Origin of the sequence: Pseudomonas macauensis (assembly GCF_047902425.1) — a bacterium.
In the GTDB taxonomy this organism is placed as follows: domain Bacteria; phylum Pseudomonadota; class Gammaproteobacteria; order Pseudomonadales; family Pseudomonadaceae; genus Pseudomonas.
The window spans coordinates 5,606,011-5,629,982 of the sequence record NZ_CP138377.1; the positions used below are offsets into that span (position 1 = coordinate 5,606,011).

Consider the following 23,972-nt stretch of genomic DNA (forward strand, 5'->3'; position numbering starts at 1 on the left):
GTTTATGCTCCCTGGCATGACCACTTCCCTGCGCATCGGCGTCATCGCCGACACCCACGGCCTGCTGCGCCCAGAAGCGCTGGCGGCGCTGCAAGGCTGCGCGCGCATCCTGCACCTGGGCGATATCGGCCCCGCCTCACTGCTCGACCAGCTCCGCGAACTGGCGCCGCTGGAGGTGGTGCGTGGCAACAACGACACTGACGGCTGGGCCGCCGCGCTGCCGGAAACCTTGCTGCTGGAGCTGGGTGGGCTGCGGCTTTACCTGATCCATGACCTCAAGCAGTTGGCCGTCGATCCGGCGGCCGAGGGCATCGACGTGGTGCTCGCGGGGCATTCGCACAAGCCGCTGAATGAAGTGCGCAATGGGGTGCTGTACCTGAACCCGGGGAGCGCGGGGCCGAGGCGGTTCAAGTTGCCGATTGGGTTGGCGATTCTGGAGATTGTCGACGGGCAGCCGAGGGTGGAGATGGTCACGCTCGTCTAAGAGCGTTCGCGAGCAAGCTCGCTCCTACATGTGCACGGCTCTTCGTAGGGGCGAGCTTGCTCGCGAACCGCCCCGGCATCGCGGTCATGGCACCAGCAGTTGCGCCGCCAACTGCGCCACCGCCTCCTGCCGCTCGGTCTTTTCGCTGCGGCGGCCGCCATTGAGGGCGGACCACTCCGGGTGTGCCCGCGCCTTGCGAAGGGCCTCGGGGAGCTTGCCCTCGCGCCACTGCTTGTCTTCGGGCGACTGCACGTGGATCGCCTCCACCGCCGCATGCCCGCGCGTCTGCAACGCCGCCAGCAATTGCCGCTGACGCAGCGCCAGCAGGCGCAGAACGCTGTCGTCCACGGACAGCTCGCGGCTGCCCTTGAGCTTGCCCAGCAGGCGCTGCCCGTAATGGCCGACGGTCTGCCAGGCTCCCCCGGCGATGGCGCCCAGCGCGGTGGCCGCGCCCAAGGTAAGGCCGCCCACCAGCAGGTCGATCCCCGCCCCCGCCGCCGCGCCGGCCGCGACACCGCCGCCCAGGCGGATGCCCAGTTGGCGCAGGGTTTCCGGGTTGAACAGGTCATCGCCCCAGCGACCATCCAGCAGCGGCAGGTCGGCCGCGCGGGCGTCGTCCTTGCGGAAGGCGTAGAGGCTGAGCAGCGCCTTCACGCAGGTGTCTTCGCGTTTGCGCACCTGATTGCGCAGCGTCTCGGTGGCGGCTTGCACGGCGGCATCGCCGGCGGGCACCAGCTGGCGGCAGGCGGCGACATCCACCAGCAGTTCGGCGATCAGCCGCGCACCGGCCTCGCGGCGGGCCACGGCCTGGGCTTCGTGATCGGCCACCAGCCGGTCCAGCTGCGAACGCGCGCGTTCCAGCATGAGTGCAAGGCTTTCGTAGAGGCGGCGCTCGCCATCCAGCGGCGGCGCCACGCTGTCGAAGCGCACCAGCGCGTGCAAGCCGAGACGGGACAAGGCCTCGCGCCACTGTTCCTCGCGGTGCTGCGGGCTGGCGACGAAGTTGAGCACCGGCAGCAGCGGCCGGGCGCAGGCGGCGAGCACGGCCAGTTCGTCGCGGTACTTGGCCAGCACCGGCTCGCGGGCGTCGATCACATAGAGGCCGGCGTCGGAAGCGAGCAGTTGGCGCAGCACCTTGGCCTCCTGTTCGAAACGGCCACGGGCTTCGCTGCCGTCGAGGAAGCGGCGCAGTTTCTCCGGGCCGTCCAGGCGTTCGCCCGGGCGCTCCAGGCCGTCGAGGAAGTCGCGCAGGGCGATGGCGTCTTCCAGGCCGGGCGTGTCGTACAGCTCCAGCAACGGCTCGCCGTCCACCGAGAGACGCGCTCCCTCTACATGCCGCGTGGTGCTGGGGCGGTGGGAGACCTCGCCAAAGCCCACGTCTCGGGTCAGGGTGCGGAGCAGCGAGGTCTTGCCGACGTTGGTGTGGCCGACCACGGCCAGTTTCAGCGCATCAGTCATGTCCGCTCTCCAGCCAGCCCAGGGGCGATGCCGAGGTGTGCGGTAATTGCAGGCGGTCGATGGCCGTGTGCCAGTCGCCCAGGCGCTCGGCGTCCAGCGCTTCACCCGGCGGCGCTTGCAGCAGCCAGATGCGGGTAGCGGCGGCGCAGCGCGAGAGTTCGGCGATCAGCGCCAGGGTGCCGCGATCCGGTGAGCGGCGCGGGTCGCAGGCGATCACCAGGCGTGCCGGCGGATAACGGGTGAGTTGTTCCAGCAGACGGCGGCGCTGGGCGCCATCGTCGAGGTCGCCGGCGTTGGCGATGCTTTCCGGCAGCTTCGGCGGCCAGTTCGGCCGGTCGAGCAGTTCGATGGAGACCAACAGTGCGCCGTCGGCAGTGGACGCCGGGGCCTGCGCTCGCGGCTCGACCAGTTCATCCGGCGCCGCATCGCTCACACCCAGGCGCTCGCTGGCGGGCATCAGGCGTTCGCGCAGCAGCGCATAGCCGGGCAGCGAAACGTCCAGCGCCAGCTGCGCGCGGCCGCGCTTCCAGCGCCACAGGCACAGCAGCCAAAGCGCGCCGCGCAGCAGCACGCCGTAGACCAGCAGGATGCCGACCAGCCAACCGGCCCAGGCATGGCGCGCATTTTCGCTGGCCACCAGGGCATCGCCGCTGGCGCGCACCAGTTCCGAATCCGGCTGCGGGAAGCCGAGCAGCGAGGGCAGCGCGCCGAGGCCGTGGGTCAGCGCGATGAAGGTATCGCCGCCGAGGATGGTGGTCTCCCAGACGAAGCCATAGCGCCGCGTCGCCAGCAGCGCCAGCATCACGCCCAGGGCGCTGGTCAGCGCTACCAGCCAGAGGCCGTGGACCAGCAGGCCCAGGGCCCAACGGGTGAGGCGCTGGCGGTCCAGCAGCACCAGCAGGGCCGGCGCGAGCTGCGCGGCCTGGGCATCGCGGGCCAGCTTGCCGCTCAGCCACAACCACAGGCGGCCGAGCGCGCCGGTCGCCTCGCCGCTGGCGGAGAAGGCCAGAAGCCAGCCGATCAGGGTAATCAGGTGCAGGCCGAGCAGGCTGGCCAGGGCCCAGAACACGTTGACCGGGCGCACACCGTCTCCCAGCGCTGCGAGCGCCAGGCCGCCGCCGGTGAACAGGGCCAGCGCCAGCAGGACATAAATCGCCAGCCGCGCGCCCTGGGTCCAGGTACGCAGGGCGGCACGCTGGCCGTCGCGTTCGGCCAGCAGCAGCGCACGGTTTTGCAGGCGCCGGGCCAGGTCGCCGCCGCCGACGATGGCGCGGCGATTGGCTTCGCTGTCTTCCAGGGGACCGGCCTGCTCCTCGCGCAGGCGCACGGCCTCGCACAGCCACAGGGATTGGAGGGGGGACTCGCTCACAGGGTCTCCGACAATCGGTATTCGCCAGCAAGGATAACCGCTGCTCGCCGCTACGTCCCGGCACCGCCGGTAACACCCCTTGGCATCAACCAAACCAAGGAGGGGCTCCCGGCGTGAGCGGGCAGGCTCAGACTCAGCGGATAACGCTGCCCCTATAAAAACAACAATGAGGCCTCGCCATGCTGCGCTCGCTGCTCAGTGCCTTGCCCCTGCTGCTCGCCGCCGCCAGCGCGTCGGCCGTGGAAACGCCCCCGGTGCGGCCCTCCGACTGGGGCCCGGACACCCCGCTGATGCAGGCCGTACCGCCTCGCGTGCTGGATGCCAGCGTCAGCGCCCGGCAGTCCGCCAGCAACACCTCGCAACTGTGGATCAGCCAGACTGACTTCCGCCTGCACGACGACATCGGCTTCTTCATCCGCAAGATGCTGATCCAGATGAGCCCGGTAGCCGGCGCCGGTACGCCGCTGATGCTGGACGACCCGAAGTCCATGGTCGCGCGTATCCAGGCCGGAGACATCTTCGTCGCCGACGCCACCCTCGCCACGCTGCTCAACGAGGAGCTGCGTAACGCCAACGCCCCCGTGCGCAATCTGAAGCTCAGCACTCGCGCCGATGGCCAGGAAGTCCACGGCGAACTGCTGCGCAAGGGCCGCTGGCGGCCGCTGCGGATGGTCACCGGGATCGAGCAGGCCGGGCCACTGAAGGTGGCGCTGGTGCCGCAGCGGATCTTCGTCGACGGTGTGGACGTCACGCCTTCACTGACCGCCGCGTCCATCGAGATGTCCGAGGTGCTGCAGCTGCACACCGCACACATGCAGCTGATCGGCAACCGTATCCTGGTCGACCTCGACGGCCTGTTCCCGCCGCCGCGCCTGGACTTCACCGTACGCAGCCTGAAGCTCGCGGACGGCGGCATGGACCTGCTGCTGGGCGGCGACCTGGCCGAGCTGAAATGGCCGCAGCTCAAGGCGCCGAAGAGCTACATGTTCATCGAGGGCGGCGACATCAAGATGGCGCGGACCATCCTGGTGAAGGCCTACGCGTTGTTCACCAGCCTCAGTCCCGATGCGCCGCTGCTGTTCAATCTCTACGACTACCGCCGCCAGCTGCAGTACGGCGAAATCCGCCTGCGCGAGGACGGCATGGTGCACATCGCGGTATCTCCCATAAAAGCGCCGGCCCCGGAGGAGAAAGCCCTATGAGAACCCTCCTCGCTTCCCTGCTCCTGCTGGCGTTTGCCGGCAACGCCGTCGCCGAGAGCGCCATCGACAAGCAGCAGCGTGAACTGGGCGTACTGCGCCAGGGCTGGTTCCAACAGACGCCGCCGGCGCCGGAATTCAAGGCCAGCCGACCCGGCGGCCTGCGCGACTCCGGCCAGGACGGAGTGGGCATCCTGCTCAACAACGTGGACATGTACTTCCAGGGCGGCGTCGGCTTCCACAGCCCGCAGCTCAAGGGCTGGCTGGTGCCGCTCAAGGCCGGCGAGCCGATCGACTTCGACCGCCCGCAGGACATGCGCATCGAAGTGTCCGAGGGCGAGGTGATCCTCAGCCCCGAGCAGCTCGCCAACCTGTTCAACCAGCACATCCTCGCCTACCCGGAAACCATGCTGCGCGACTTCCAATTCAGCGTCGAAGGCGACCGCCTGCTGGTCTCCGGCGAGGTGCGGCCACTGGGCGTCGGCCCCTGGCTGCCGCTGCGGCTCTCCGGCACGGTGAAGCTCGACGGCGACAACCTCGACTACCAGCCCGACAGCGTGAAGGTGCTCGGCGTGCCCAGCTACGGCGCCATGAGCGTGGCGGGCCTGCACCTGGATTCGCTGGTAACGCTGGAGCGCCCCGGTGCGCTGTTGCAGGGCAACGTGCTGCACCTGAACTACCACCAGGTCTTTCCCCTGGTGGGCATTGGCGGCCGGGTCGAATCCAGCTGGCTGGACGCCGAGGGCCTGCACCTGAAGTTCGTGCCCAAACCGGGAGCCGCGTCGCTGGCCTTCGAACCGCCGCGCCAGGCGGGACCGTCCTATATCTGGCTGCAGTCGGGCGACTTGAAGATCTTCGAGATCCTCATCACCTACTCGCAAGTGCTGCTCAAGGCCGAACGACCGGACCAGACCCTGGCCTTCAACCTCAAGGACTATCGCAAGGTGCTCTCCACCGGCGTCACCCAGGTCAACGAAGACGGCACCTTCTTCATGCGCGTTCCGCCCTCCGGTCCCACCGGGGAGGTGCGACTGGTATCCTCTGGCAACGGGAGTTCCCGCTGATGTTCACCACTGGAGTCACGATGTCCGAAGTCCTGCCCCTGGCGATGATCGCCGCCCTTGCCGAGAACCGCGTGATCGGCGTCGACAACCGCCTGCCCTGGCACCTGCCGCAGGACCTCAAGCACTTCAAGGCCATGACCCTGGGCAAGCCGGTGATCATGGGCCGCAAGACCTGGGATTCGCTGGGCCGTCCGCTGCCGGGCCGCCTCAACATCGTGGTCACTCGCCAGACGGGCCTGAAGCTCGAAGGCGCGGAAGTCTTCACCAGCCTCGATGCCGCGCTGGAACGCGCCGCGCAGTGGGCCAGGGAGGAGGACGCCGAGGAACTGATGCTGATCGGCGGAGCGCAGCTTTACGGTGAAGCCCTGGGCCGCGCCGAACGCCTGTACCTGACCCGCGTGGGCCTGAGCCCGGCGGGCGATGCGCATTTTCCCGAGGTGAACGAGGGGCAGTGGCGCCTGGCGTCGAGCATCGAGCATGACGCGGAAGGCGAGACGCCGGCCTATGCGTTCGAGGTTTGGGAGCGGGCTTGAGCGAATCAAGAGCCCCTCACCCTAACCCTCTCCCGGAGGGAGAGGGGACCGACCGGCACGTATTGAAAGCTCTGCGTTAGCCGAGCGTATCAGCGAAGGCAGGACTCATCTCGGCACATACGGCCCCCTCTCCCCCTGGGAGAGGGCTGGGGTGAGGGACCGCCCAGCACCGAACCTTCAAAGAAAAACGCCGCCCCGGTCCCGGCGCGGCGTTTTTCTTTACCTCAAGCCATCAGAACGCGAAGTGCTCCGCGTCCAACCCCATCAGGCAGTCCGCACCGCCCAGCAGGGCCTCGCGGTGCATGCTGGCGCGCGGCAGGATGCGTTTGACGTAGAACTCCGCGCTGGCGAGCTTGGCGCGGTAGAAGTCCGCATCGCCCTCGCCGGCGGCGAGTTTCGCCTGCGCCACGCCAGCGGCCTGAACCCAGAGCCCCGCGAGCAGCGCGTAGGAGCAGTACTGCAGGAAGTCCACCGAGGTGGCGCCGATTTCCTGCGGGTCGCGCTGGCAGGCGGCGATCACGTCGTCGGTCAGGCTGCGCCACTCTTGCAGGCGCTGGCGGACGGTTTCCGCCAAACCGCCAAGCTCGGCATGGGCGCCCGCGGTTTCGCAGGCGGCGGCCAGCTCGCCGATCAGCGCATTGAGCTCCGCGCCACCGTCACCCAGCAGCTTGCGGCGGATCAGGTCGAGCGCCTGGATGCCGTTGGTGCCTTCGTAGATCTGCGTGATACGGCTGTCACGCATCAGCTGTTCCATGCCCCACTCGCGGATGTAGCCGTGGCCGCCGTATACCTGCACGCCGAGGCTGGACACCTCCTGGCCGACGTCGGTGAAGAAGGACTTCACGATGGGGATCAGCAGCGCCGCGCGCTTGCTCGCGGCCTTGCGCGCATCGGCCTCGGGGTGCCCGTGCTCCAGGTCCAGTTCGCGGGCGCAGAGCGCGGCGATCATCCGGCAGCCTTCGGTGAGGGTCTTCTGGGTCAGCAGCATGCGCCGCACGTCCGGGTGGACGATGATCGGATCGGCGGCCTTGGACGGCTCCGCCGGGCCGGTCAGCGCGCGCGATTGCAGGCGCTCGCGGGCGTAGGCCAACGCGCCCTGGCAGGAACGCTCGGCGATGCCCAGGCCCTGCAGGCCGACCTGGAAGCGCGCGTCGTTCATCATGGTGAACATGCACGCCAGCCCCTGGTTGGCCTGGCCGATCAGCCAGCCGGTGGCGCCGTCGAAGTTCATCACGCAGGTGGAGGCGCCCTTGATGCCCATCTTGTGCTCGATGGCGCCGCAGCCCAGCGAATTGCGCGCGCCCGGCGTGCCGTCGGCCTTGGCGATGAACTTGGGCACGAGGAACAGGCTGATGCCCTTCACCCCGGCCGGTGCGTCCGGTAGCCGCGCCAGCACCAGATGGACAATGTTCTCGGAGAGGTCCTGCTCGCCACCGCTGATGAATATCTTGCTGCCGCTGATGCGGTAGGAACCGTCAGCCTGCGGTTCGGCGCGGCTACGCAGCAGCGCGAGGTCGGTGCCGGCCTGCGGTTCGGTGAGGCACATGGTGCCGGTCCACACGCCGCTGACCATCTTGCCCAGGTAGTCGCGCTTCAGGTCCTCGCTGCCGTGCTTGTACAGCGCCAGCACCGCGCCCTCGGTCAGGCCGGAGTAGACACGGAAGGACAGCGACGCGGCCATCAGCATCTCGTGGAAGTTCGCCGCGACCATCTGCGGGAAGCCCTGGCCGCCGAACTCGGTCGGCCCGGTCATGCTTGCCCAGCCGTTGTCGCAGTACTGCCGGTAGGCCTCGCGGAAGCCGTCCGGGGTTGTGACTTCGCCATTGAGCAGGGTCGCGCCCTGCTCGTCGCTGTTGCGGTTCAGCGGCGCGACCACTTCGCCGGTGTAGCGCGCGCCCTCTTCCAGCACGCCGTCGATCAGCTCGCGGTCGAGGCCGTTGCCCAGCAGCTCGCAATGGGCGCTGACGTCGAACAGCTCATGAAGGACGAAGCGCATGTCGCGCAGGGGTGCCTGGTAACTCATGCGAAGGGCTCCTGTTTCACGTCGGCGAAGCGGCCATTGGCGGCGGCCAGGCGCTCGATCAGCGCGGCCGGCTGCCAGTGCGCGCCGTGGGCACCGGCCAGGTCACGCAGGCGCGCCAGCACGCTCTGCAGCCCCTGGGCATCGGCCCAGGCCATGGGGCCGGACTTGTCCTTGGGGAAGCCATAACCATTGAGGTAAACGGTGTCGATGTCGCCGCTGGTGGAAGCGATGCCTTCGTCGAGGATCTTCGCGCCTTCGTTGACCAGGGCCAGCAGGCAGCGCTCGAGGATTTCCTCGTCGCCGATGTCGCGGCGCGCGTAACCCAGGCGTTCGGATTCGCGCAGCACCAGGGCGTCGACTTCCGGGTCGTGCTCGGCCTGACGGCTGCCGGGTTCGTAGTGATAGAAGCCATTGCCGGTCTTCTGGCCGAAGCGGCCCATCTCGCACAGGCGGTTGTCCACCTGCACGGTCGGCGCGTCCTGGCCTTTGCCGGCCAGCTCGCGGGCGCGCCACTCGAGGTCGATGCCGACCACGTCGAACATGCGGAACGGGCCCATGGCGAAGCCGAAGCCCTGGATCGCAGCGTCCACCCGGTGCGGCAGCGAGCCTTCGAGGATCAGCCGGCGCGATTCCTGGACGTACTTCTCCAGCATGCGGTTGCCGATGAAGCCGTGGCAGTTGCCGGCTACCACACTGACCTTGCCCATGCGCTCGCCCAGCTCCAGCGCGGCTTGCAGCACGGCGGGAGCGGTCTTCGCGCCACGCACGATTTCCAGCAGCTTCATGATGTGCGCCGGGCTGAAGAAGTGCAGGCCGAGCACCTGGGACGGCCGCGAGGTCACTGCGGCGATGGCGTCGACGTCGAGGTAGGAGGTGTTGGAAGCCAGGATGGCCGAGGGTTTCAGCGCTGCGTCCAGCTCGCGGAAGATCGATTGCTTGAGTTCGAGGTTTTCGTACACCGCCTCGATCACCAGGTCCACTTCGCGGATGGCCGCGTAGTTCGCCACCTGGGAGATGCGTGCGCGGCGGCGGGCGGCTTCGGCCTCGTCGATGCGGCCCTGGCGCACGTTGTGGGCGTAGGTGTCGGCTACGGCGCCGAGGGCCTGGGTCAGCATCTGCGGGTTGTTGTCCAGCCACAGGACCTGCACACCGGCGTTCGCCAGGCACATGGCAATGCCCCGGCCCATGGTGCCGGCGCCGATGACGGCGGCGCTGGCGATGCGGATGTTCTGGCTCATGTTGTTCCTCTTGTCAGCCGGAAACGCTCGTTTGAAGACCACTCACCTTAGGGAAGGCGCTACTATTTTTGAAATTTTGAGTTGTGATAAGTGGCATTCACTCAATGAATATGAACACCTTCGACCTCAACCTGCTGCGGGTACTGGATGCGCTGCTGCGCGAGCGCAATGTCTCCCGCGCGGCGGAGCGCCTGTCGCTGAGCCAGCCGGCGGTGAGCAACGCGCTGAACCGCCTGCGCGAGCTTCTCGATGATCCGCTGCTGGTGCGCGTCGGCCGGGCGATGCAGCCGACGCCCCGGGCGCTGGAGCTGGAAGCGCCGATTCGCGATGCGCTGCAGCGCATCGGCCAGAGCCTGGCCGGCGGTGACATCTTCGACCCGGCGCGCAGCCGCCAGCGCTTCACCCTGGCTCTGACCGACTATGTCGAGGCGCTGTGCATGCCGCACCTGCTCGAAAGTCTGGGCAGGACGGCGCCGGGCATCGGCCTGGCTATCCAGCACCTGACGCCGACGCTGCCGGCCGAGGCGCTGGACAAGGGCAACCTCGACCTGGTGCTGGGGCGCTTCGAGGAGCTGCCGGCGCGCTTCCTGCGCCGCCCCTGGGCCAGCGAGACGCTGCGCCTGCTGGCCCGGCGCGGGCATCCGCAGGTCGATGGGAGAATCAATCTGCAGACCTTTCTCCAGCAGCGGCACCTGTGGGTTTCCGGCGGGCAGACCAAGGGCATGGTCGATCAGTGGCTGGCCAGCCAGGGCCTGAAGCGGCAGATCGCCTACACCACGCCCAACTACCTGCAGGCGGCGCATCTGGTGGCGACCACGGATTTGCTGACGGTGCTGCCGACGCGGCTGGCGGCCTATTTCTCGGAGTTGCTGCCGTTGCAGGTGCTGGAGCTGCCGTTCGACGTAGGCCATTTCGACCTGGAGCTGGTGTACCTCGCCCAGCGCGAGCGGGATACGGCGTTGCAGTGGTTGATCGAGCGGATTGTCGAAGCGGCGCCGGAGTGAGTGACGTAGCCAGGCCCAAGTTGTAGGGGCGAGCTTGCTCGCGAACAGACGTCCCCCAAAACACTGGTGTTGGGCTGGTTCGCGAGCAAGCTCGCTCCTACGAAAAGCAAAACGCGCCCGGAGGCGCGTTTCGTGGGGATCAGAACCGATCGCGAATGATCGTCTCTTCCACCGGCAGCCGGCCGATGCGCGGTTTGGCTTCCACCGCCTGCTTGCCCACGGCGACCATCAGGCCGATCACGTGGTTGTCCGGCAGGTTGATCAGCTGGCCCACGGCGTCGAAGTCGAAGCCGTCCATCGGCACGCTGTCCAGGCCGCGGCCACGGGCGGCGAGCATCAGGGTCTGGGCCACCAGGCCGCAGCTGCGCATGGTTTCGTCGCGCTGGGTCTGCGGCTTGTCGCGGTAGTAGCCGTCGATGGCGTTGGTCATGAAGTTCTGCACTTCCGCCGGGGCGCCGTCCCAGACGCGGCTGGCGTTGGCTTCCCAGCTGTCGGTGCGGGCGCAGATCACCACCAGCATCGAGGCCTCGGTCATCTGCGCCTGGTCCCAGCCCACTTCGCGGATGTGCGCGCGCAATTGCGGGTCGCTGACTTCCACCAGGCGCACGTGCTGCAGATTGAAGGCGGTGGGCGCGAGCAGCGCCAGTTGCAGCAGCTCGTCCTTCTCCTCGCGGCTCATCACGTAGGAAGTGTCGAAACCACGGATGGAACGGCGGCTGCGGATGGCGTCATCGATATGCATGAAATTTCCTCTGGCCTGCATGATTGCGGATGGCGCGCATGGTAAGCCGAGCGGAGGGATCGTTGCAGAGTGGCGTATCGATAATGTCTATCCAGCACTTCGATGGAACGGCGCCCGCCACGGCAGGCGGGCGCCGGCGGGGGGGGTCAGCCCTCCAGCGCCTCCACCGGCGCCGCCGTGGCCTGGCGCTGCCGGGGCGAGGTGAAGGCGAGATAGCCGTCCTCGACCTTGCCGAAACGCAGCAGGGCCAGGTCCAGCGCGTAGTTCTGGTAGAGCTTCCACGGCGTGCGGTCGCCCTGCTTGGGCATGCGGTCGGCGGCGCGCTGGATATAGCCGGAGTTGAGGTTGAGGAAGGGTTCTTCCTTCACCGATCCATCGGTCTGGCGCGGCGTGCACTGGCGCATGCCGATGGCGTCGAGGTGGTTGATCAGGCGGCAGAAGTATTCGCTGGAGAGGTCCGCCTTGAGCGTCCAGCTGGCGTTGGTGTAGCCGACGATGGCGGCGAGGTTGGGCAGGTCACGCAGCATGATGCCGCGGTAGCCCATGCTCTGGGTGACGTCGAAGGGCTTGCCGTCGATGGCCAGCTCGGCGCCGCCGAACATCACCAGGTCCAGTCCGGTGGCGGTGACGATCACGTCCGCTTCGAGCAGTTGCCCGGATTTGAGCAGGATGCCTTTCTCGGTGAAACGCTCGATGTGGTCGGTCACCACCGAGGCCCGGCCCTGGCGCAGCGCCTTGAACAGGTCACCATCCGGCACGCAGCACACGCGCTCGTCCCACGGTTTGTAGCGCGGGCTGAAGTGGCGCATGTCGAAGTCCTTGCCCAGCTGCAAGCTGGCCAGCTTGAGCATGAGTTTGCGCACCGCGCCGGGGAACGCCTTGGATGCCATGAAGAAGACCATCTGCATGGTCACGTTGCGCGCCCTCGCCTGGCGGTACACCCACTTCTCCGGCAGGAAGTTGCGCAGGAAATTGGAGATCGGGTCCTTCGCCGGCAGCGTGATCACGTAGGACGGCGAGCGCTGAAGCATGGTGACGTGGGCGGCCTTGTCGGTCAGCGAGGGGATCAGCGTGACGGCGGTGGCGCCGCTGCCGATCACCACGATGCGCTTGCCGCTGTAGTCGAAGTTTTCCGGCCACAGCTGCGGGTGGATGACCTGCCCGGCGAAGCTCTCGCGCCCCGGGAAGTCTGGTGTGTAGCCGGCGTCATAGCGGTAGTAGCCAGTGCACATGAAGAGGAACTGCGCGCTCATGCGCACCGGTTCCTGCTCGTCGCCGCGCTGCACGGTGAGATTCCAGCGCGCGCTGGCGCTATCCCAGTCGGCCTTGAGCACACGGTGGCGGTAGCGAATCTTGTCCTCGACCCGATACTCGTGGGCGGTCTCGCGGATGTAGTTGAGAATCGACGGGCCGTCGGCGATGGCCTTGGGGTCGGTCCAGGGTTTGAAGTTGTAGCCCAGGGTGTACATGTCCGAGTCGGAGCGGATGCCGGGGTAGCGGAACAGGTCCCAGGTGCCGCCCATGGCCTCGCGGCCTTCGAGGATGGCGTAGGACTTGCCGGGGCACTGCTTCTGCAGGTGGCAGGCAGCGCCGATGCCGGACAGGCCGGCGCCGATGATCAGTACATCCAGGTGCTCGACGGACATGCGGGGTTCCTCTTGCGACGCCCTTGTGAGTCTAGGCAGGAATGCCTCCCCACACCCTACAAGGGAGCCCGGCGGCGCCACGCCGACCTTTAGTCGTGCGTGGCGTCTGGCCTGTTACAGCTGCGCCTGCACCCAGTTGCGCACGCGGGCGTAGGGGTAATCCTCCAGCGTCGCGTAGCCCGGCAAGGTGCGGGCGCGCATGCGGGTAAAGGCCGGCACGCTGATGCCGCAGAGGAAGCGCGTCAAGCAGTCGGCGCTCGGCGCCATCCCTCGCGCGCTGCGGTATTTCTCCAGGAAGGCGGCGCAGCGGTTGTGCAGGGATTGGCCGTCCAGCGGCGGCAGCGCAGGTGGCTCCGGCAGATGGGCGACGCGGCCGGCGCACACCGAGCAATGGCCACACTGCCGGGGCGCCTGTTCGTCACCGAAGTAATGCGCCAGGCGCCAGCTCAGGCACTCCTCGCTGGCCAGCAGGTCGAGCATGGCGCCGATGCGGGCGATCTCGCTCTCCTCATGCCGCTTGAAGTAGCGGTGCAGCTCGTCACTCAACTTATCCACATCGAACTGGGCATCGCGTACTGCGTAGACCTCGGTCATCTGCTTGCTTTCCAGCTCGACCCAACCGCGCTCCTGGAAGTAATCCAGCGCCTTCACCACCCGCGCGCGCTCGGCACCATGGCGGCTGTAGAGGGTGTCGAAATCCAGGGTCGCCCAGGTCCGCGCACGCGCCGAGGTGTTGAGGATGGCTTCGACGAACTGCCGCCGCTCACCCTCGAAGTGGCCGAGCAATACGGCAGAATCGATGAGCAGTTTGTAGCGATATTCGGCGAAATAGGCGAAACGCGGCGCGATGATGCCGCGTAGCTCCAACTGCACCAGCAGCGTCTTGAGCGGCAACTGGCGGATATTGGACTGGTCCGACAGCGGCACCAGCATGGTCTCCCACTGGCCATTCGGCGCCTGGCGGATGTCCTCCAGCACATTGCGGATGCCCTCGCGCTCGGGGGTGTCGCCGTAGACGAAGTTTTCCAGCACGTTGAGGCTGTCGCGGTTGGCCAGCACCAGGCATTCCGAGCGCTGGCCGTCGCGCCCGGCGCGGCCGATTTCCTGGCTGTAGTTCTCCAGGGACTTGGGCAGGTCATAGTGCACCACCTGGCGGATATCGCTCTTGTCGATGCCCATGCCGAAGGCGATGGTGGCGACGATGCAGTTCAGCTGGCCATCCATGAAGCGGCGCTGGATGCCTTCGCGCTCGGGGTGCTCCATCCCGGCGTGGTAGGCGCACGCGGGAATGCCGCGTTCGGCCAGGTACGCGGCGATGTCCTCGGCGGTCTTCTGCTGGGTGACGTAGACGATGGCCGGTTTGCCTGGCCGCTCCCGCAGCCACTCCACCAGCCGCGCCCGGCGGGCGGCGCTGGAGATGGGCTCCACCTGCAGGTCGAGGTTGGCGCGGTAGAAGCCGGTGGTGACCACATCGCTTTCGCTGATGGCGAACTTGGCGCGCATGTCGGCGATCACCGCCGGCGTGGCCGTGGCGGTGAGCAGCAGCACCTGGGGAATGCGGAATTGCTTCTGGTAGTCCGGCAGCTTCAGGTAATCGGGGCGAAAGTTGTGGCCCCATTCCGAGATGCAGTGCGCTTCATCCACCACCAGCAGGGAAATGGGCACCTCGCTGATGAAGTTACGGAAGCGCTCGTTCTTCAGCCGTTCCACCGAAATCATCAGCACTTTCAGCTCGCCGCTACGCGCGCGGGCCATGGTCTGCGCGGTCTGCTCGCGGCTCTGCGCCGAATCGATGCTGGCGGCGGCGATGCCGTGGCGGGTGAGGAAGGCCAGTTGGTCCTGCATCAGCGCCAGCAGCGGCGACACCACCAGCGTCAGGTGCGGCATCAGCAGCGCCGGCAACTGGTAGCACAGCGACTTGCCCGAGCCGGTGGGAAAGATCGCCGCCGCCGAGCGCCCGGCGAGCACGGCGCTGACCGCCGCCTCCTGGCCGGGGCGGAACTGGCGAAAGCCGAAGACGCGTTCGAGGGTGTCGTGCATGGGAGTACTCCGTTACGTGGGCATCCACCCAGCCTAGAAAGCGTCATTGTAGGAGCGAGCTTGCTCGCGAACCGGAGCTGGGCTGTTCGCGAGCAAGCTCGCTCCTACGAAGAGCGCAATGGCGTAGGACCGTTCCCAGGCGCCAATGAAAAAGCCGCCCGAAGGCGGCTCTTTCGAAGAACGGGCTCGCTTACAGCTGCGGGCCGGCGTTCTTGATGGCGTCGCTCACGTCGAACTTCTTGAAGTTCTCGATGAACTTGCTGGCCAGGCCCTTGGCGGCTTCGTCGTAGGCGGCCTTGTCAGCCCAGGTGTTGCGCGGGTTGAGCAGGACGGTCTCGACGCCCGGAACGGCCTTGGGCACGTCCAGGTTGATGATGTCCAGGTGCTCGGTCTCGGCACCGACCAGAGCGCCGCTCTGGATTGCAGCGATCACGCCACGGGTGGTCGGGATGTTGAAGCGCTTGCCAACGCCGTAGCCACCACCGGTCCAGCCGGTGTTGACCAGGTAGACCTTGGAGCCGAAGGCCTTGATGCGCTTGATCAGCAGCTCGGCGTAGACGCCGGCCGGACGCGGGAAGAAGGGTGCGCCGAAGCAGGTGGAGAAGGTCGACTTGATGCCGCCGCCCGAACCCATTTCGGTGGAACCCACCAGCGCGGTGTAGCCGGACAGGAAGTGGTAGGCCGCCTGCTCGTTGTTCAGGATCGACACGGGCGGCAGAACGCCGGTCAGGTCGCAGGTCAGGAAGATCACGGCGTTGGGTTCGCCGCCGAGGTTCTTCTCGGAACGCTTCTCGACGTGTTCCAGCGGGTAGGCTGCGCGGGAGTTCTGGGTCAGGCTGTCATCGGCGTAATCCGGGGTGCGGTTTTCGTCGAGGACGACGTTTTCCAGCACAGCACCGAACTTGATGGCTTTCCAGATCACCGGCTCGTTCTTCTCGGACAGGTCGATGCACTTGGCATAGCAACCGCCTTCGATGTTGAAGACGACGCCTTCGCCCCAGCCGTGCTCGTCGTCGCCAATCAGGTAGCGGCTTTCGTCAGCGGACAGGGTGGTCTTGCCGGTGCCCGACAGACCGAAGAACAGGGTGACGTCGCCGGCTTCGCCGATGTTGGCGGCGCAATGCATCGGCAGCACGTCTTTTTCCGGCAGCAGGTAGTTCTGCACGCCGAACATGGCCTTCTTCATCTCACCGGCGTAGCGCATGCCGGCGATCAGCACTTTCTTCTGGGCGAAGTTGAGGATCACGCAGCCATCGGAGTTGGTGCCGTCACGCTCGGGCACGCACTCGAAGTTGGCGACGTTGAGGACCTGCCACTCTTCGCGGCCAGCCGGGTTGTACTGCTCAGGCTCGATGAACAGCGCACGGCCGAACAGGTTCTGCCAGGCGGTGCCGGTGGTCATCTTTACGGCCAGGTAGTGGTCGTGGGCCGAACCTACATGGACGTGGGAAACGAAGTGGTCCTGGGCGTTGTTGAAGGCCTCGACACGGTCCCACAGGGCATCGAACTTGTCAGCCGGGAACGGACGGTTGATGGCACCCCAGGCGATGGAATCCTTGCTGCCCGGCTCTTCGACGATGAAACGGTCGGCAGGCGAGCGGCCGGTGCGGTGGCCGGTACGTACGACCAGCGCGCCGTTGTCGGCGAGTTCGCCTTCGCCGCGGCGAATGGCTTCTTCGACCAATTGGGCAACGCTGATGTCGGTGTAAACGGCTTTATTGGCTTGCGTCATGTGGGTCCCCGTCGGCCGAAGCCGAGTCCTCCAAACATTGCGTAGTGACTTCTAATTCCCACTACCGCGGAAAAAAGTCGCGGGATTATGCCAGAAAAGAACTGTTTTCGTGCAGCCTCTGATCTGGCAAGAGCGCCATTGGTGCGGCTATCGGACGGATAGAAGCGGTCAGTGGCGGGTTTCCGAGGGCGTTTTGCTACCACCGCCGGAGAACAGTTGGGCAACGTCCGAACCGTCGAAACGGTAACGCTGGTTGCAGAACTGGCAGTCGATCACGACTTCGCCGCCCTGCTCGGCGAGCAGGCGCTCGGCGTCCTCGTGCCCAAGACTGACCAGCGCGTTGGCCGAGCGTTCCCGCGAGCAGCTGCAACGGAAGACCAGCGGTTGCGGGTCGAACAGGCGTACGTCGTCCTCGTGGTACAGGCGGTGCAGCACGGTGGCGTTGTCCAGGCCCAACAGCTCCTCGGCGGTGAGGGTGTCGGCCAGGGTGGTGACGTGCTGCCAGCTGGCTTCCCGCGACTCTGCGTCGCGCTGGCGGTCGGCCGGTAGCTGTTGCAGCAGCAGGCCACGGGCGCGGCGGCTGTCGGCGTTGAGCCAGAAGCGGGTCGGCAACTGCTCGGAGGTGGCGAAGTAGGTCGACAGGCAATCGGCCAGGGTCACGCCCTCCAGCGGCACGATGCCCTGGTAGCGCTTGCCCTTCTTCGGATCGACGGTGAGGGTCAGCACGCCGTGGGGCATCAGGTCGGCGAGCCCGGCGGCATCGCCGATGGCGTCCGCTTCGTAGCGGGCCAGGCCGCGCACTTCGCGGTCGCTGGAACACTCCACCATCAGCAGCGGTACCGCGCCATTGGAGCGCGCCTGCAGCACCAGCAGGCCGTCGAACTTGAGGGTGCCGCACAGCAGCGCGGCAGCGGCTAGCATTTCCCCCAGCAGCTGGGCGACCGGCTGCGGGTAGGGGTGCTTGGCCAGCACTTCGGCGTAGCTGCGGTCGAGCTCCACCAGTTCACCGCGAACATCGGTGTTGTCGAACAGGAAACGCTGACTTTGATCGATCTGGGACATGCTGGACACAACGCTGCGATAGGCACAAATAAATGACAAGTTGATGGCAAAGGCCTATAAAGCGCGCTTTGCAGCACCCACCCGCATTCGGGTGGTTCCGTAAGGGGGAATCGATTTTATGGATAAAGCCAATCCGTTCCAAGCCACCTGGTCCTGGAAGCCCTTCATCGCCTGTCACCTGTTCGCGCTCGCGTTGCTCCTGCTGTGGCTCTGGGAGCCTGCCCGAGAGGCGATGAACCTGTTCGACTTCAGCCTGTTCAGCCTTCTGAACGAACCACTGGCGACCAATGATGCCTGGCGGCTGACCTGGGCAGTGGCCAGTACCCGCCCGTTCGACCTGCTGGTCGGCGTGATCCTGCTGCTCCTGTTGATCCGGGGCGACTGGATCTTCAAGGCCACCCAAGCCCGCGCAGCCACCTTCGGCTTCCTCTGCGCCGCCGTAGTACTGGTGGTGGTGCGCATCCTCTACGCCAAGATCGCCCATCACTTCGGCTGGCAGCACGCGAGCATCTCCACCGTTGTGCCGGACGCCGTGCGCCTGGAGCAGTACTTCCCGAGCTGGGAAGACACCGCCTTCGAGATCAAGGATGAGTCTGCCCGCAGCTTCCCCGGCGACCACGCCTCGGTGCTGCTGATCTGGGCACTGTTCCTCACCCTGTTCGCCCGCAGCGCCCTGCAGTGGGTGGTGATCTGGGGCCTGGCGCTGCTGTTCATGCTGCCGCGCCTGGTGGCCGGCGCGCACTGGGGCCAGGACGACTACATCGGCGGCGTGCAGATGGCGCTGGTGGCCCTGGCCTGGAGCTGCTTCACCCCGTTCGCCGCCAAGGTCAGCGCCGCACTGGTGCGCTGGACCGAGCCGCTGTTCAACCTGCTGACGAAAATCCCGCTGCTCAATCGCCTGAGCGTCGTCGCGGCCTGAGTGGACTGTCGATCAGGGCGAGGCGCCTTCGGCCCTCGCCCCTGGATCACTCCTGACCGCGGAAGCTGAACAACTGGCGGCGCTGCTTCTTGGTCGGCCGCCCGTCGGTCTGCAGGCCCAGCGCACCGGCCTTGCGCATCGCGGCCGCGTCCTCGCGACGCTTCGCGCTGTCGGCGGTTTCTTCATACAGCAGCTGCGCCTCCGGCGCGCCGCGACGCACCATCGATAGCGCCTTGACCACCACGGTGCGCTCGTCGAAGCCGGTGCGGATCACATATTCCTCGCCGATCTTCGGCTCCTTGCCCGGCTTGCAGCGCTCGCCCCGGCAATGCACCTTGCCACCCTCGATGGCCTCTTTGGCCAGCGAGCGGGTCTTGTAGAAGCGCGCCGCCCACAGCCACTTGTCCAGGCGGACCTTGTCGTCGTCTTTCTCGCTCACTTCATAACCTCGTCATGCGGGTCTGCGAGTGTACCGCGCGCCCCGCTGGCGGGGCACAACCGGCCTGACTAGAATGCCGGCAAACGCCGGGGACGCCTGCCTTGAAGACATTCGACCAGTTGTCGGTAATCGGTTTGCGCGAATGGATCGCCCTGCCCGAACTGGGCATGGTCGGCCTGCGCGCGAAGATCGACACCGGCGCCAGTACCTCCAGCCTGCATGCCAGCGAGATCGTGCCGTTCAAGCGCAACGGCCAGAGCTGGGTGCGCTTCGTCGCCCACCTCGGCACCCAGGTGCAGCGCCGCCACCGCTGCGAAGCACCGGTGGTGACGATGAAGACCATCAAGAGCTCCAACGGCCAGGCCCAGACCCGTTACGTGATCCGCACCCTGCTGGCCCTGGGCGACCGCGCCTGGCCGGTGGAATTCACCCTGGCCTGCCGCAAGACCATGCGCTACCGCGTGCTGCTAGGCTCCAAGGCCTTGGTCCACGGCCAACTGGTGGTCAATCCGGGCCTGACCTACGTCCAGGACAAACCCCTCATCATGGTTTCCTCCACCCCTTCAGGTGATCAATGAAAATTGCTGTGCTGTCGCGCAATCCGCGCCTGTATTCCACCCGTCGGCTGGTGGAGGCCGGGCAGCAACGCGGCCATGAGATGGTGGTGATCGACACCCTCCGCGCCTACATGAACATTGCCAGCCACAAGCCACAGATCCACTATCGCGGACAGCCCCTGGAAGGCTTCGACGCAGTGATCCCCCGTATCGGCGCATCGGTGACCTTCTACGGCTGCGCCGTGCTGCGGCAGTTCGAGATGATGGGGGTGTTCCCGCTCAACGAATCGGTGGCCATCGCCCGCTCCCGCGACAAGCTGCGCTCCCTGCAGTTGCTCTCGCGCAAGGGCATCGGCCTGCCGATCACTGGCTTCGCCCACTCCCCCGACGACGTGCCGGACCTGATCGAGATGGTCGGCGGCGCGCCGCTGGTGATCAAGCTGCTGGAAGGCACCCAAGGCATCGGCGTGGTGCTCTGCGAGACGGAGAAGGCCGCCGAGTCCGTGCTGGAGGCCTTCATGGGGCTCAAGCACAACATCATGGTGCAGGAATACATCAAGGAGGCCGGCGGCGCCGACATCCGCTGCTTCGTGGTGGGAGACAAGGTGATCGCCTCGATGAAGCGCCAGGCCGCGCCCGGCGAATTCCGCTCCAACCTGCACCGCGGCGGCAGCGCCAGCCTGATCAAGATCACCCCGGAAGAACGCATGACCGCCATCCGCGCCGCGCGGATCATGGGGCTGAAGGTCGCCGGCGTCGACATCCTGCGCTCCCACCATGGCCCGCTGGTGATGGAAGTGAACTCCTCGCCAGGCCTGGAGGGCATCGAGACCACCACCGGCAAGGACATCGCCGGGGTGATCATCGAGTACCTGGAGAAGAATGGCGGGCCGCATCTGGCCAGAACCAAGGGCAAAGGGTGAGCCGGGGCTTTCGTGACGCATGCGTCACGCCGGCGAACGCCAGGCCATGGATGGCCTGGCAGGGGGCTCAGAGAAGCACGTAGTCACGACAGGGATGTCAGGAACGAACTTTCATGAAGCACCCTTAAGCCCTGCACGGGGTCTTGCCCTCACCCCAGCTATCTCCCAGAGGGCTGGGGTGAGGGAAGTGCACGGCAACCAAGCCAACAGAAAGCGCCGAACTCAACCCATCATTGCCCCACGGAACCCTTCGCGAGCAAGCTCGCTCCTACAGGTTCGCCCCGCCGCTACTGGATGTACCCATGCCGTCTTCCCGCTCCAACGCCGAACTCAAGTGGTCCCCCATCGAAGGCCGCGTCGCCCTGGTCGCGCCGGCCTCGGCCATTGCCGAAGAAGTGCTGGAAGCAACCCTGCGCCAGCTGGAAGTGCTGGGCGTGGATTACCGCCTGGGCGAGCACGCCGATGCGCGCTACCGCTACCTGGCCGGCACGCCGCAGCAGCGCCTGGAAGATTTCCACGCCGCCTTCGAGCTGGAGGGCGTCAGCGCCGTCTGGTGTCTGCGCGGCGGCTACGGCTGTGGACAACTGGTCCCGCGACTGGACTGGAAGCGCCTGCAGGCCGCCTCGCCGCGCCCGCTGATCGGCTTCTCGGACATCTCCATCCTGCTCAGCGCCTTCCACCGCCATGGCCTGCCGGCGATCCATGGGCCGGTGGCCACCGCCCTCGGCCTGCAACCGCTCAGCGCACCCAGCGAGCAGCGCGAGCGCCTGGCTTCGCTGGCCTCGGTCAGCCATGTGCTGGCGGGAAATCCAGGCAAGCTCCCGGTGCAGCACCTGGCAGGGCCGAAGCATTCCGTGGAGGGCGAACTGATCGGCGGCAACCTCACCGCACTGGCCTGCATGGCCGGCACCGAAGGCGCGCTGCACGTGCCGGACGGCGCGATCCTGATCCTCGAAGACGTCGGCGAGCCCTACTACCGCCTCGAACGCAGCCTCTGGCAGCTGCTCAACAGCCGCGGCGGGGCACGCCTGGGCGCGGTGTGCCTGGGCGGCTTCACCGACTGCCCGCGCAAGGGCGTGGCGCACAGCCTGGAAGAGATCATCAGCGAGTACGTCGCCAGCCTGGACGTGCCGCTCTATCACGGCCTACCCAGCGGCCACGGCGCGCACAATCGCGCCTGGCCCTACGGACGCCGGGCGCTGCTGGAAGGCAAATCCCTGCGCTGGGATTAGTGGGCGTTGCGCGGCAGCAGCAGCCCCAGCGGCAGGCAGACCCGCGCCTCCACCCCGCCACCCTCACGGTTGCGCAGCTCGATGCTGCCACCGTGCTGCTCGGCGATGCGCTTGACGATGGCCAGCCCCAGGCCGGTGCCCTTGCCGCCACGCGCCTTGTCGCCGCGAATGAAGGGATTGAAGATGCTGCTCAGCTCCTGCGGGTCGATACCGGCGCCGCGATCGAGCACGCTGAGCACCACATAGGGCGCCGCACCGCCACCGGCTACGTGCGCCGCGACTTCCACCTTGCCGCCGCCGTGATTGAGCGCGTTCTCGATCAGGTTGCCGAGCATGCGCTTGATCGACACACGGCGGAAACGGAACGGTGGCAGCGGCTCCAGGCACAGGCGCACGCGCTCTTCCGTCTGGTTGAAGGCATCGGCCGTCTCGCACACCAGGCCGTACAGGTCGCCCTCTTCCACTGGCTCGTCGCGGCCGTCGCGGATGAAGGCGAGGAACTGGTCGAGGATGGCGTCCATGTCTTCGATGTCGCGGACCATGTCCTCGACCATCTCCCGATCGCTCTCGGGCATCAGCTCAAGCGACAGGCGCAGGCGCGTCAGCGGTGTGCGCAGGTCGTGGGACACGCCGGCCAGCATCAGCTCGCGCTCGCGCCCGGCCTGCTCGACGTCGTCGGCCATCTGGTTGAAGGCGCGGTATACCTCGGCCATCTCGCTGGGCGTTTCCGGCCCCAGGGGCAGGCGCACGCTGCGGCCCTTGCCGAACTCGCGGGAAGCGAACACCAGGCGCTTGAGCGGCTGGCTGAGCAGGCGCACGAAGATCCACGCGGCAGCCGTAGACAGCAAACCAATGCCGAGGAACCAGCCCAGCACGCTCCAGATCTGCTGGCCGCGCAGCGGGTGCGGGTAGAGCGGAACGCCGATCCAACCCTCACCCAGGGTCGGCGCGCGTACCCAGAGCATCGACGGATGGTGGATGCGCAGGCGTGTCTCGGTGTCGATGCCCAGCTCCATGCGCATCTGCCGCTGGAAGATGTCGGTGTACGGCCAATGCACCTCTTCCGGCTGCCCCTGCTCGTGGGGCGCCCACTTCAGCCCGGCGGACTGGGCGATGGCCTCGCGCGACTTCTCGTCCGCCGCCCAGTAGGCGCGCACGGTCAGCGCCGCGCCGTGGCTGTACTGGCGGTCGACCAGCATGTCCTCGTTCATCAGCAGGTAGACCAGGGTCAGCGCCTTGGAAAACAGCACGACGATGAGCACCAGCCAGAGGGTGCGGGCGAAGAAGCTTTGCGGGAACCAGAGGGGTGTTTTCAAGAGGGCGTTACCAGGAAGCACGAACTGTAGGAGTGAGCTTGCTCGCGAATGAACCCACGCACCGAGGCGGGTTCGCGAGCAAGCCCGCTCCTACCAAAGAAACATCACTTGCGGGCGGCACCATCCGGTACGAACACATAGCCCACGCCCCAGACGGTCTGGATATAGCGCGGTTTGGACGGATCGGGCTCGATCAGCCGGCGCAGGCGGGAAATCTGCACGTCGATGGAGCGTTCCAGGGCGTCCCACTCGCGACCGCGGGCCAGGTTCATCAGCTTGTCGCGGGTCAGTGGCTCGCGGGCGTGCTGCACCAGGGCCTTGAGCACGGCGAACTCACCGGTGGTGAGCATGTGCACCTCCTCGCCCTTCTTCAGCTCGCGGGTGGCCAGGTGCAGCTCGTAGTCGCCGAAGGTGACGATCTCGTCCTCGCCCGCCGGCGCGCCCGGCACCAGCGGCGCCTGGCGGCGCAGCACGGCCTTGATCCGTGCCAGCAGCTCGCGCGGGTTGAACGGCTTGGCCAGGTAGTCGTCGGCGCCCTGTTCCAGGCCGGAGATGCGGCTGGACTCGTCGCCCTTGGCGGTGAGCATGATGATCGGGATCTGGTTGTTCGACTCGCGCAGACGCTTGCACGCGGAGAGTCCGTCCTCGCCGGGCATCATCAGGTCGAGCACCACCAGCTGGAACAGCTCACGGGCCAGCAGGCGGTCCATCTGCTCGGTATTCTCGACGGCGCGGACGCGGTAACCCTGCTCATCGAGGAAGCGTTCCAGCAGACGGCGCAGGCGCGCATCGTCATCGACCACGAGGATCTTTTCGCCTTCCGGCAGGGTGGCAGCGTTGCTCATGGAGACTCCCAGAATCTGATTCGGCGGGCATTATCGCCCAGCCGCCGCACATCACGGCTTGTCCATTGTTAGCAGATTTTTCCCCGACCAGCCGCCCACCCCGCGAAATTGTCGTGGGTATAATGCGGCGCTTTTGCGGCGGGGCGT

The 23,972-nt window shown here is 66.8% G+C and carries 21 protein-coding genes; 9 read left to right on the plus strand and 12 right to left on the minus strand.

Annotated elements, in window-relative coordinates; genetic code table 11:
* The first annotated feature begins 16 nt into the window (after window positions 1–16).
* On the plus strand, window positions 17–484 hold the full coding sequence (locus SD196_RS25640; RefSeq protein WP_416310818.1) for a metallophosphoesterase family protein: 468 nt from the start codon (window positions 17–19) through the stop codon (window positions 482–484).
* An 84-nt stretch (window positions 485–568) separates the two neighbouring features.
* On the opposite strand, the gene SD196_RS25645 is transcribed toward SD196_RS25640, so the two are convergent.
* Together SD196_RS25645 and SD196_RS25650 are read right to left on the minus strand one after the other, a co-directional pair.
* The gene (locus tag SD196_RS25645) at window positions 569–1,942 is read right to left on the minus strand and encodes a GTPase/DUF3482 domain-containing protein (protein ID WP_416310819.1); all 1,374 of its coding nucleotides are present in this window, start codon (window positions 1,940–1,942) and stop codon (window positions 569–571) included.
* The gene (locus SD196_RS25650; protein WP_416310820.1) at window positions 1,935–3,311 is read right to left on the minus strand and encodes a DUF2868 domain-containing protein; all 1,377 of its coding nucleotides are present in this window, start codon (window positions 3,309–3,311) and stop codon (window positions 1,935–1,937) included. The genes SD196_RS25645 and SD196_RS25650 overlap by 8 nt, the downstream gene beginning before the upstream one ends.
* A 179-nt stretch (window positions 3,312–3,490) precedes the next feature.
* Here SD196_RS25650 and SD196_RS25655 point away from each other — a divergent pair, with 179 nt between their 5' ends.
* The 3 genes from SD196_RS25655 to SD196_RS25665 are packed head-to-tail and all read left to right on the plus strand — an operon-like array spanning window position 3,491 to window position 6,107.
* Window positions 3,491–4,513: a hypothetical protein gene (locus tag SD196_RS25655; RefSeq protein ID WP_416310821.1), complete on the plus strand. Its 1,023-nt coding sequence runs from the start codon at window positions 3,491–3,493 to the stop codon at window positions 4,511–4,513.
* Window positions 4,510–5,574: a hypothetical protein gene (locus SD196_RS25660; RefSeq protein ID WP_416310822.1), complete on the plus strand. Its 1,065-nt coding sequence runs from the start codon at window positions 4,510–4,512 to the stop codon at window positions 5,572–5,574. Before SD196_RS25655 ends, SD196_RS25660 begins: the two co-directional genes overlap by 4 nt.
* 20 nt (window positions 5,575–5,594) lie before the next feature.
* Entirely contained in the window at window positions 5,595–6,107 is a 513-nt protein-coding gene (locus tag SD196_RS25665; RefSeq protein WP_416310823.1) for a dihydrofolate reductase, read from the plus strand.
* Between the two features lie 232 nt (window positions 6,108–6,339).
* Here the strand turns inward: SD196_RS25665 and SD196_RS25670 are convergent, their stop codons facing one another.
* Window positions 6,340–8,130, minus strand: coding sequence for an acyl-CoA dehydrogenase C-terminal domain-containing protein (locus SD196_RS25670; protein WP_416310824.1), 1,791 nt, complete (start codon window positions 8,128–8,130; stop codon window positions 6,340–6,342).
* The gene (locus SD196_RS25675; protein WP_370600246.1) at window positions 8,127–9,368 is read right to left on the minus strand and encodes a 3-hydroxyacyl-CoA dehydrogenase; all 1,242 of its coding nucleotides are present in this window, start codon (window positions 9,366–9,368) and stop codon (window positions 8,127–8,129) included. The genes SD196_RS25670 and SD196_RS25675 overlap by 4 nt, the downstream gene beginning before the upstream one ends.
* Window positions 9,369–9,472: 104 nt before the next feature.
* On the opposite strand from SD196_RS25675, the gene SD196_RS25680 reads away from it, so the two are divergent.
* Window positions 9,473–10,372, plus strand: coding sequence for a LysR family transcriptional regulator (locus tag SD196_RS25680; protein ID WP_416310825.1), 900 nt, complete (start codon window positions 9,473–9,475; stop codon window positions 10,370–10,372).
* A gap of 139 nt (window positions 10,373–10,511) precedes the next feature.
* Here SD196_RS25680 and SD196_RS25685 read toward each other — a convergent pair whose 3' ends face one another.
* From SD196_RS25685 to hslO, 5 genes are all read right to left on the minus strand, one after another.
* Window positions 10,512–11,114 carry a nitroreductase family protein gene (locus SD196_RS25685; RefSeq protein ID WP_416310826.1) on the minus strand — a complete coding sequence of 201 codons (603 nt, stop codon included), beginning with the start codon at window positions 11,112–11,114 and terminating at the stop codon, window positions 10,512–10,514.
* 146 nt (window positions 11,115–11,260) lie between these two features.
* Complete coding sequence (locus tag SD196_RS25690; protein ID WP_416310827.1) at window positions 11,261–12,760, minus strand: flavin-containing monooxygenase; 1,500 nt, start codon at window positions 12,758–12,760, stop codon at window positions 11,261–11,263.
* A gap of 114 nt (window positions 12,761–12,874) precedes the next feature.
* The gene (locus SD196_RS25695) at window positions 12,875–14,800 is read right to left on the minus strand and encodes an ATP-dependent DNA helicase RecQ (RefSeq protein WP_416310828.1); all 1,926 of its coding nucleotides are present in this window, start codon (window positions 14,798–14,800) and stop codon (window positions 12,875–12,877) included.
* Window positions 14,801–14,990: 190 nt separating this feature from the next.
* Window positions 14,991–16,532, minus strand: a complete 1,542-nt coding sequence (locus tag SD196_RS25700; protein WP_275609117.1) for a phosphoenolpyruvate carboxykinase — start codon at window positions 16,530–16,532, stop codon at window positions 14,991–14,993.
* A gap of 168 nt (window positions 16,533–16,700) precedes the next feature.
* Window positions 16,701–17,594 (minus strand): Hsp33 family molecular chaperone HslO, encoded by an 894-nt coding sequence (hslO, locus tag SD196_RS25705; protein WP_275609118.1) that lies wholly within the window; start codon window positions 17,592–17,594, stop codon window positions 16,701–16,703.
* A 118-nt stretch (window positions 17,595–17,712) separates the two neighbouring features.
* Here hslO and SD196_RS25710 point away from each other — a divergent pair, with 118 nt between their 5' ends.
* Window positions 17,713–18,513 (plus strand): phosphatase PAP2 family protein, encoded by an 801-nt coding sequence (locus SD196_RS25710; RefSeq protein WP_275609119.1) that lies wholly within the window; start codon window positions 17,713–17,715, stop codon window positions 18,511–18,513.
* A 46-nt stretch (window positions 18,514–18,559) separates the two neighbouring features.
* Here SD196_RS25710 and SD196_RS25715 read toward each other — a convergent pair whose 3' ends face one another.
* The gene (locus SD196_RS25715; RefSeq protein ID WP_416310829.1) at window positions 18,560–18,952 is read right to left on the minus strand and encodes an RNA-binding S4 domain-containing protein; all 393 of its coding nucleotides are present in this window, start codon (window positions 18,950–18,952) and stop codon (window positions 18,560–18,562) included.
* 167 nt (window positions 18,953–19,119) lie between these two features.
* Here SD196_RS25715 and SD196_RS25720 point away from each other — a divergent pair, with 167 nt between their 5' ends.
* From SD196_RS25720 to SD196_RS25730, 3 genes are all read left to right on the plus strand, one after another.
* The gene (locus tag SD196_RS25720) at window positions 19,120–19,530 is read left to right on the plus strand and encodes an ATP-dependent zinc protease (protein ID WP_236620561.1); all 411 of its coding nucleotides are present in this window, start codon (window positions 19,120–19,122) and stop codon (window positions 19,528–19,530) included.
* Entirely contained in the window at window positions 19,527–20,432 is a 906-nt protein-coding gene (gene rimK / locus SD196_RS25725) for a 30S ribosomal protein S6--L-glutamate ligase (RefSeq protein WP_015479406.1), read from the plus strand. The genes SD196_RS25720 and rimK overlap by 4 nt, the downstream gene beginning before the upstream one ends.
* Window positions 20,433–20,734: 302 nt before the next feature.
* Window positions 20,735–21,664, plus strand: a complete 930-nt coding sequence (locus SD196_RS25730) for a S66 peptidase family protein (protein WP_416310830.1) — start codon at window positions 20,735–20,737, stop codon at window positions 21,662–21,664.
* On the opposite strand, the gene SD196_RS25735 is transcribed toward SD196_RS25730, so the two are convergent.
* Both SD196_RS25735 and ompR read right to left on the minus strand, forming a co-directional pair.
* Window positions 21,661–22,980: an ATP-binding protein gene (locus tag SD196_RS25735; protein ID WP_275609122.1), complete on the minus strand. Its 1,320-nt coding sequence runs from the start codon at window positions 22,978–22,980 to the stop codon at window positions 21,661–21,663. The two genes, SD196_RS25730 and SD196_RS25735, sit on opposite strands and share 4 nt — an antisense overlap.
* A 104-nt stretch (window positions 22,981–23,084) precedes the next feature.
* Complete coding sequence (ompR, locus tag SD196_RS25740; protein WP_024762186.1) at window positions 23,085–23,825, minus strand: two-component system response regulator OmpR; 741 nt, start codon at window positions 23,823–23,825, stop codon at window positions 23,085–23,087.
* Window positions 23,826–23,972: the final 147 nt, after the last annotated feature.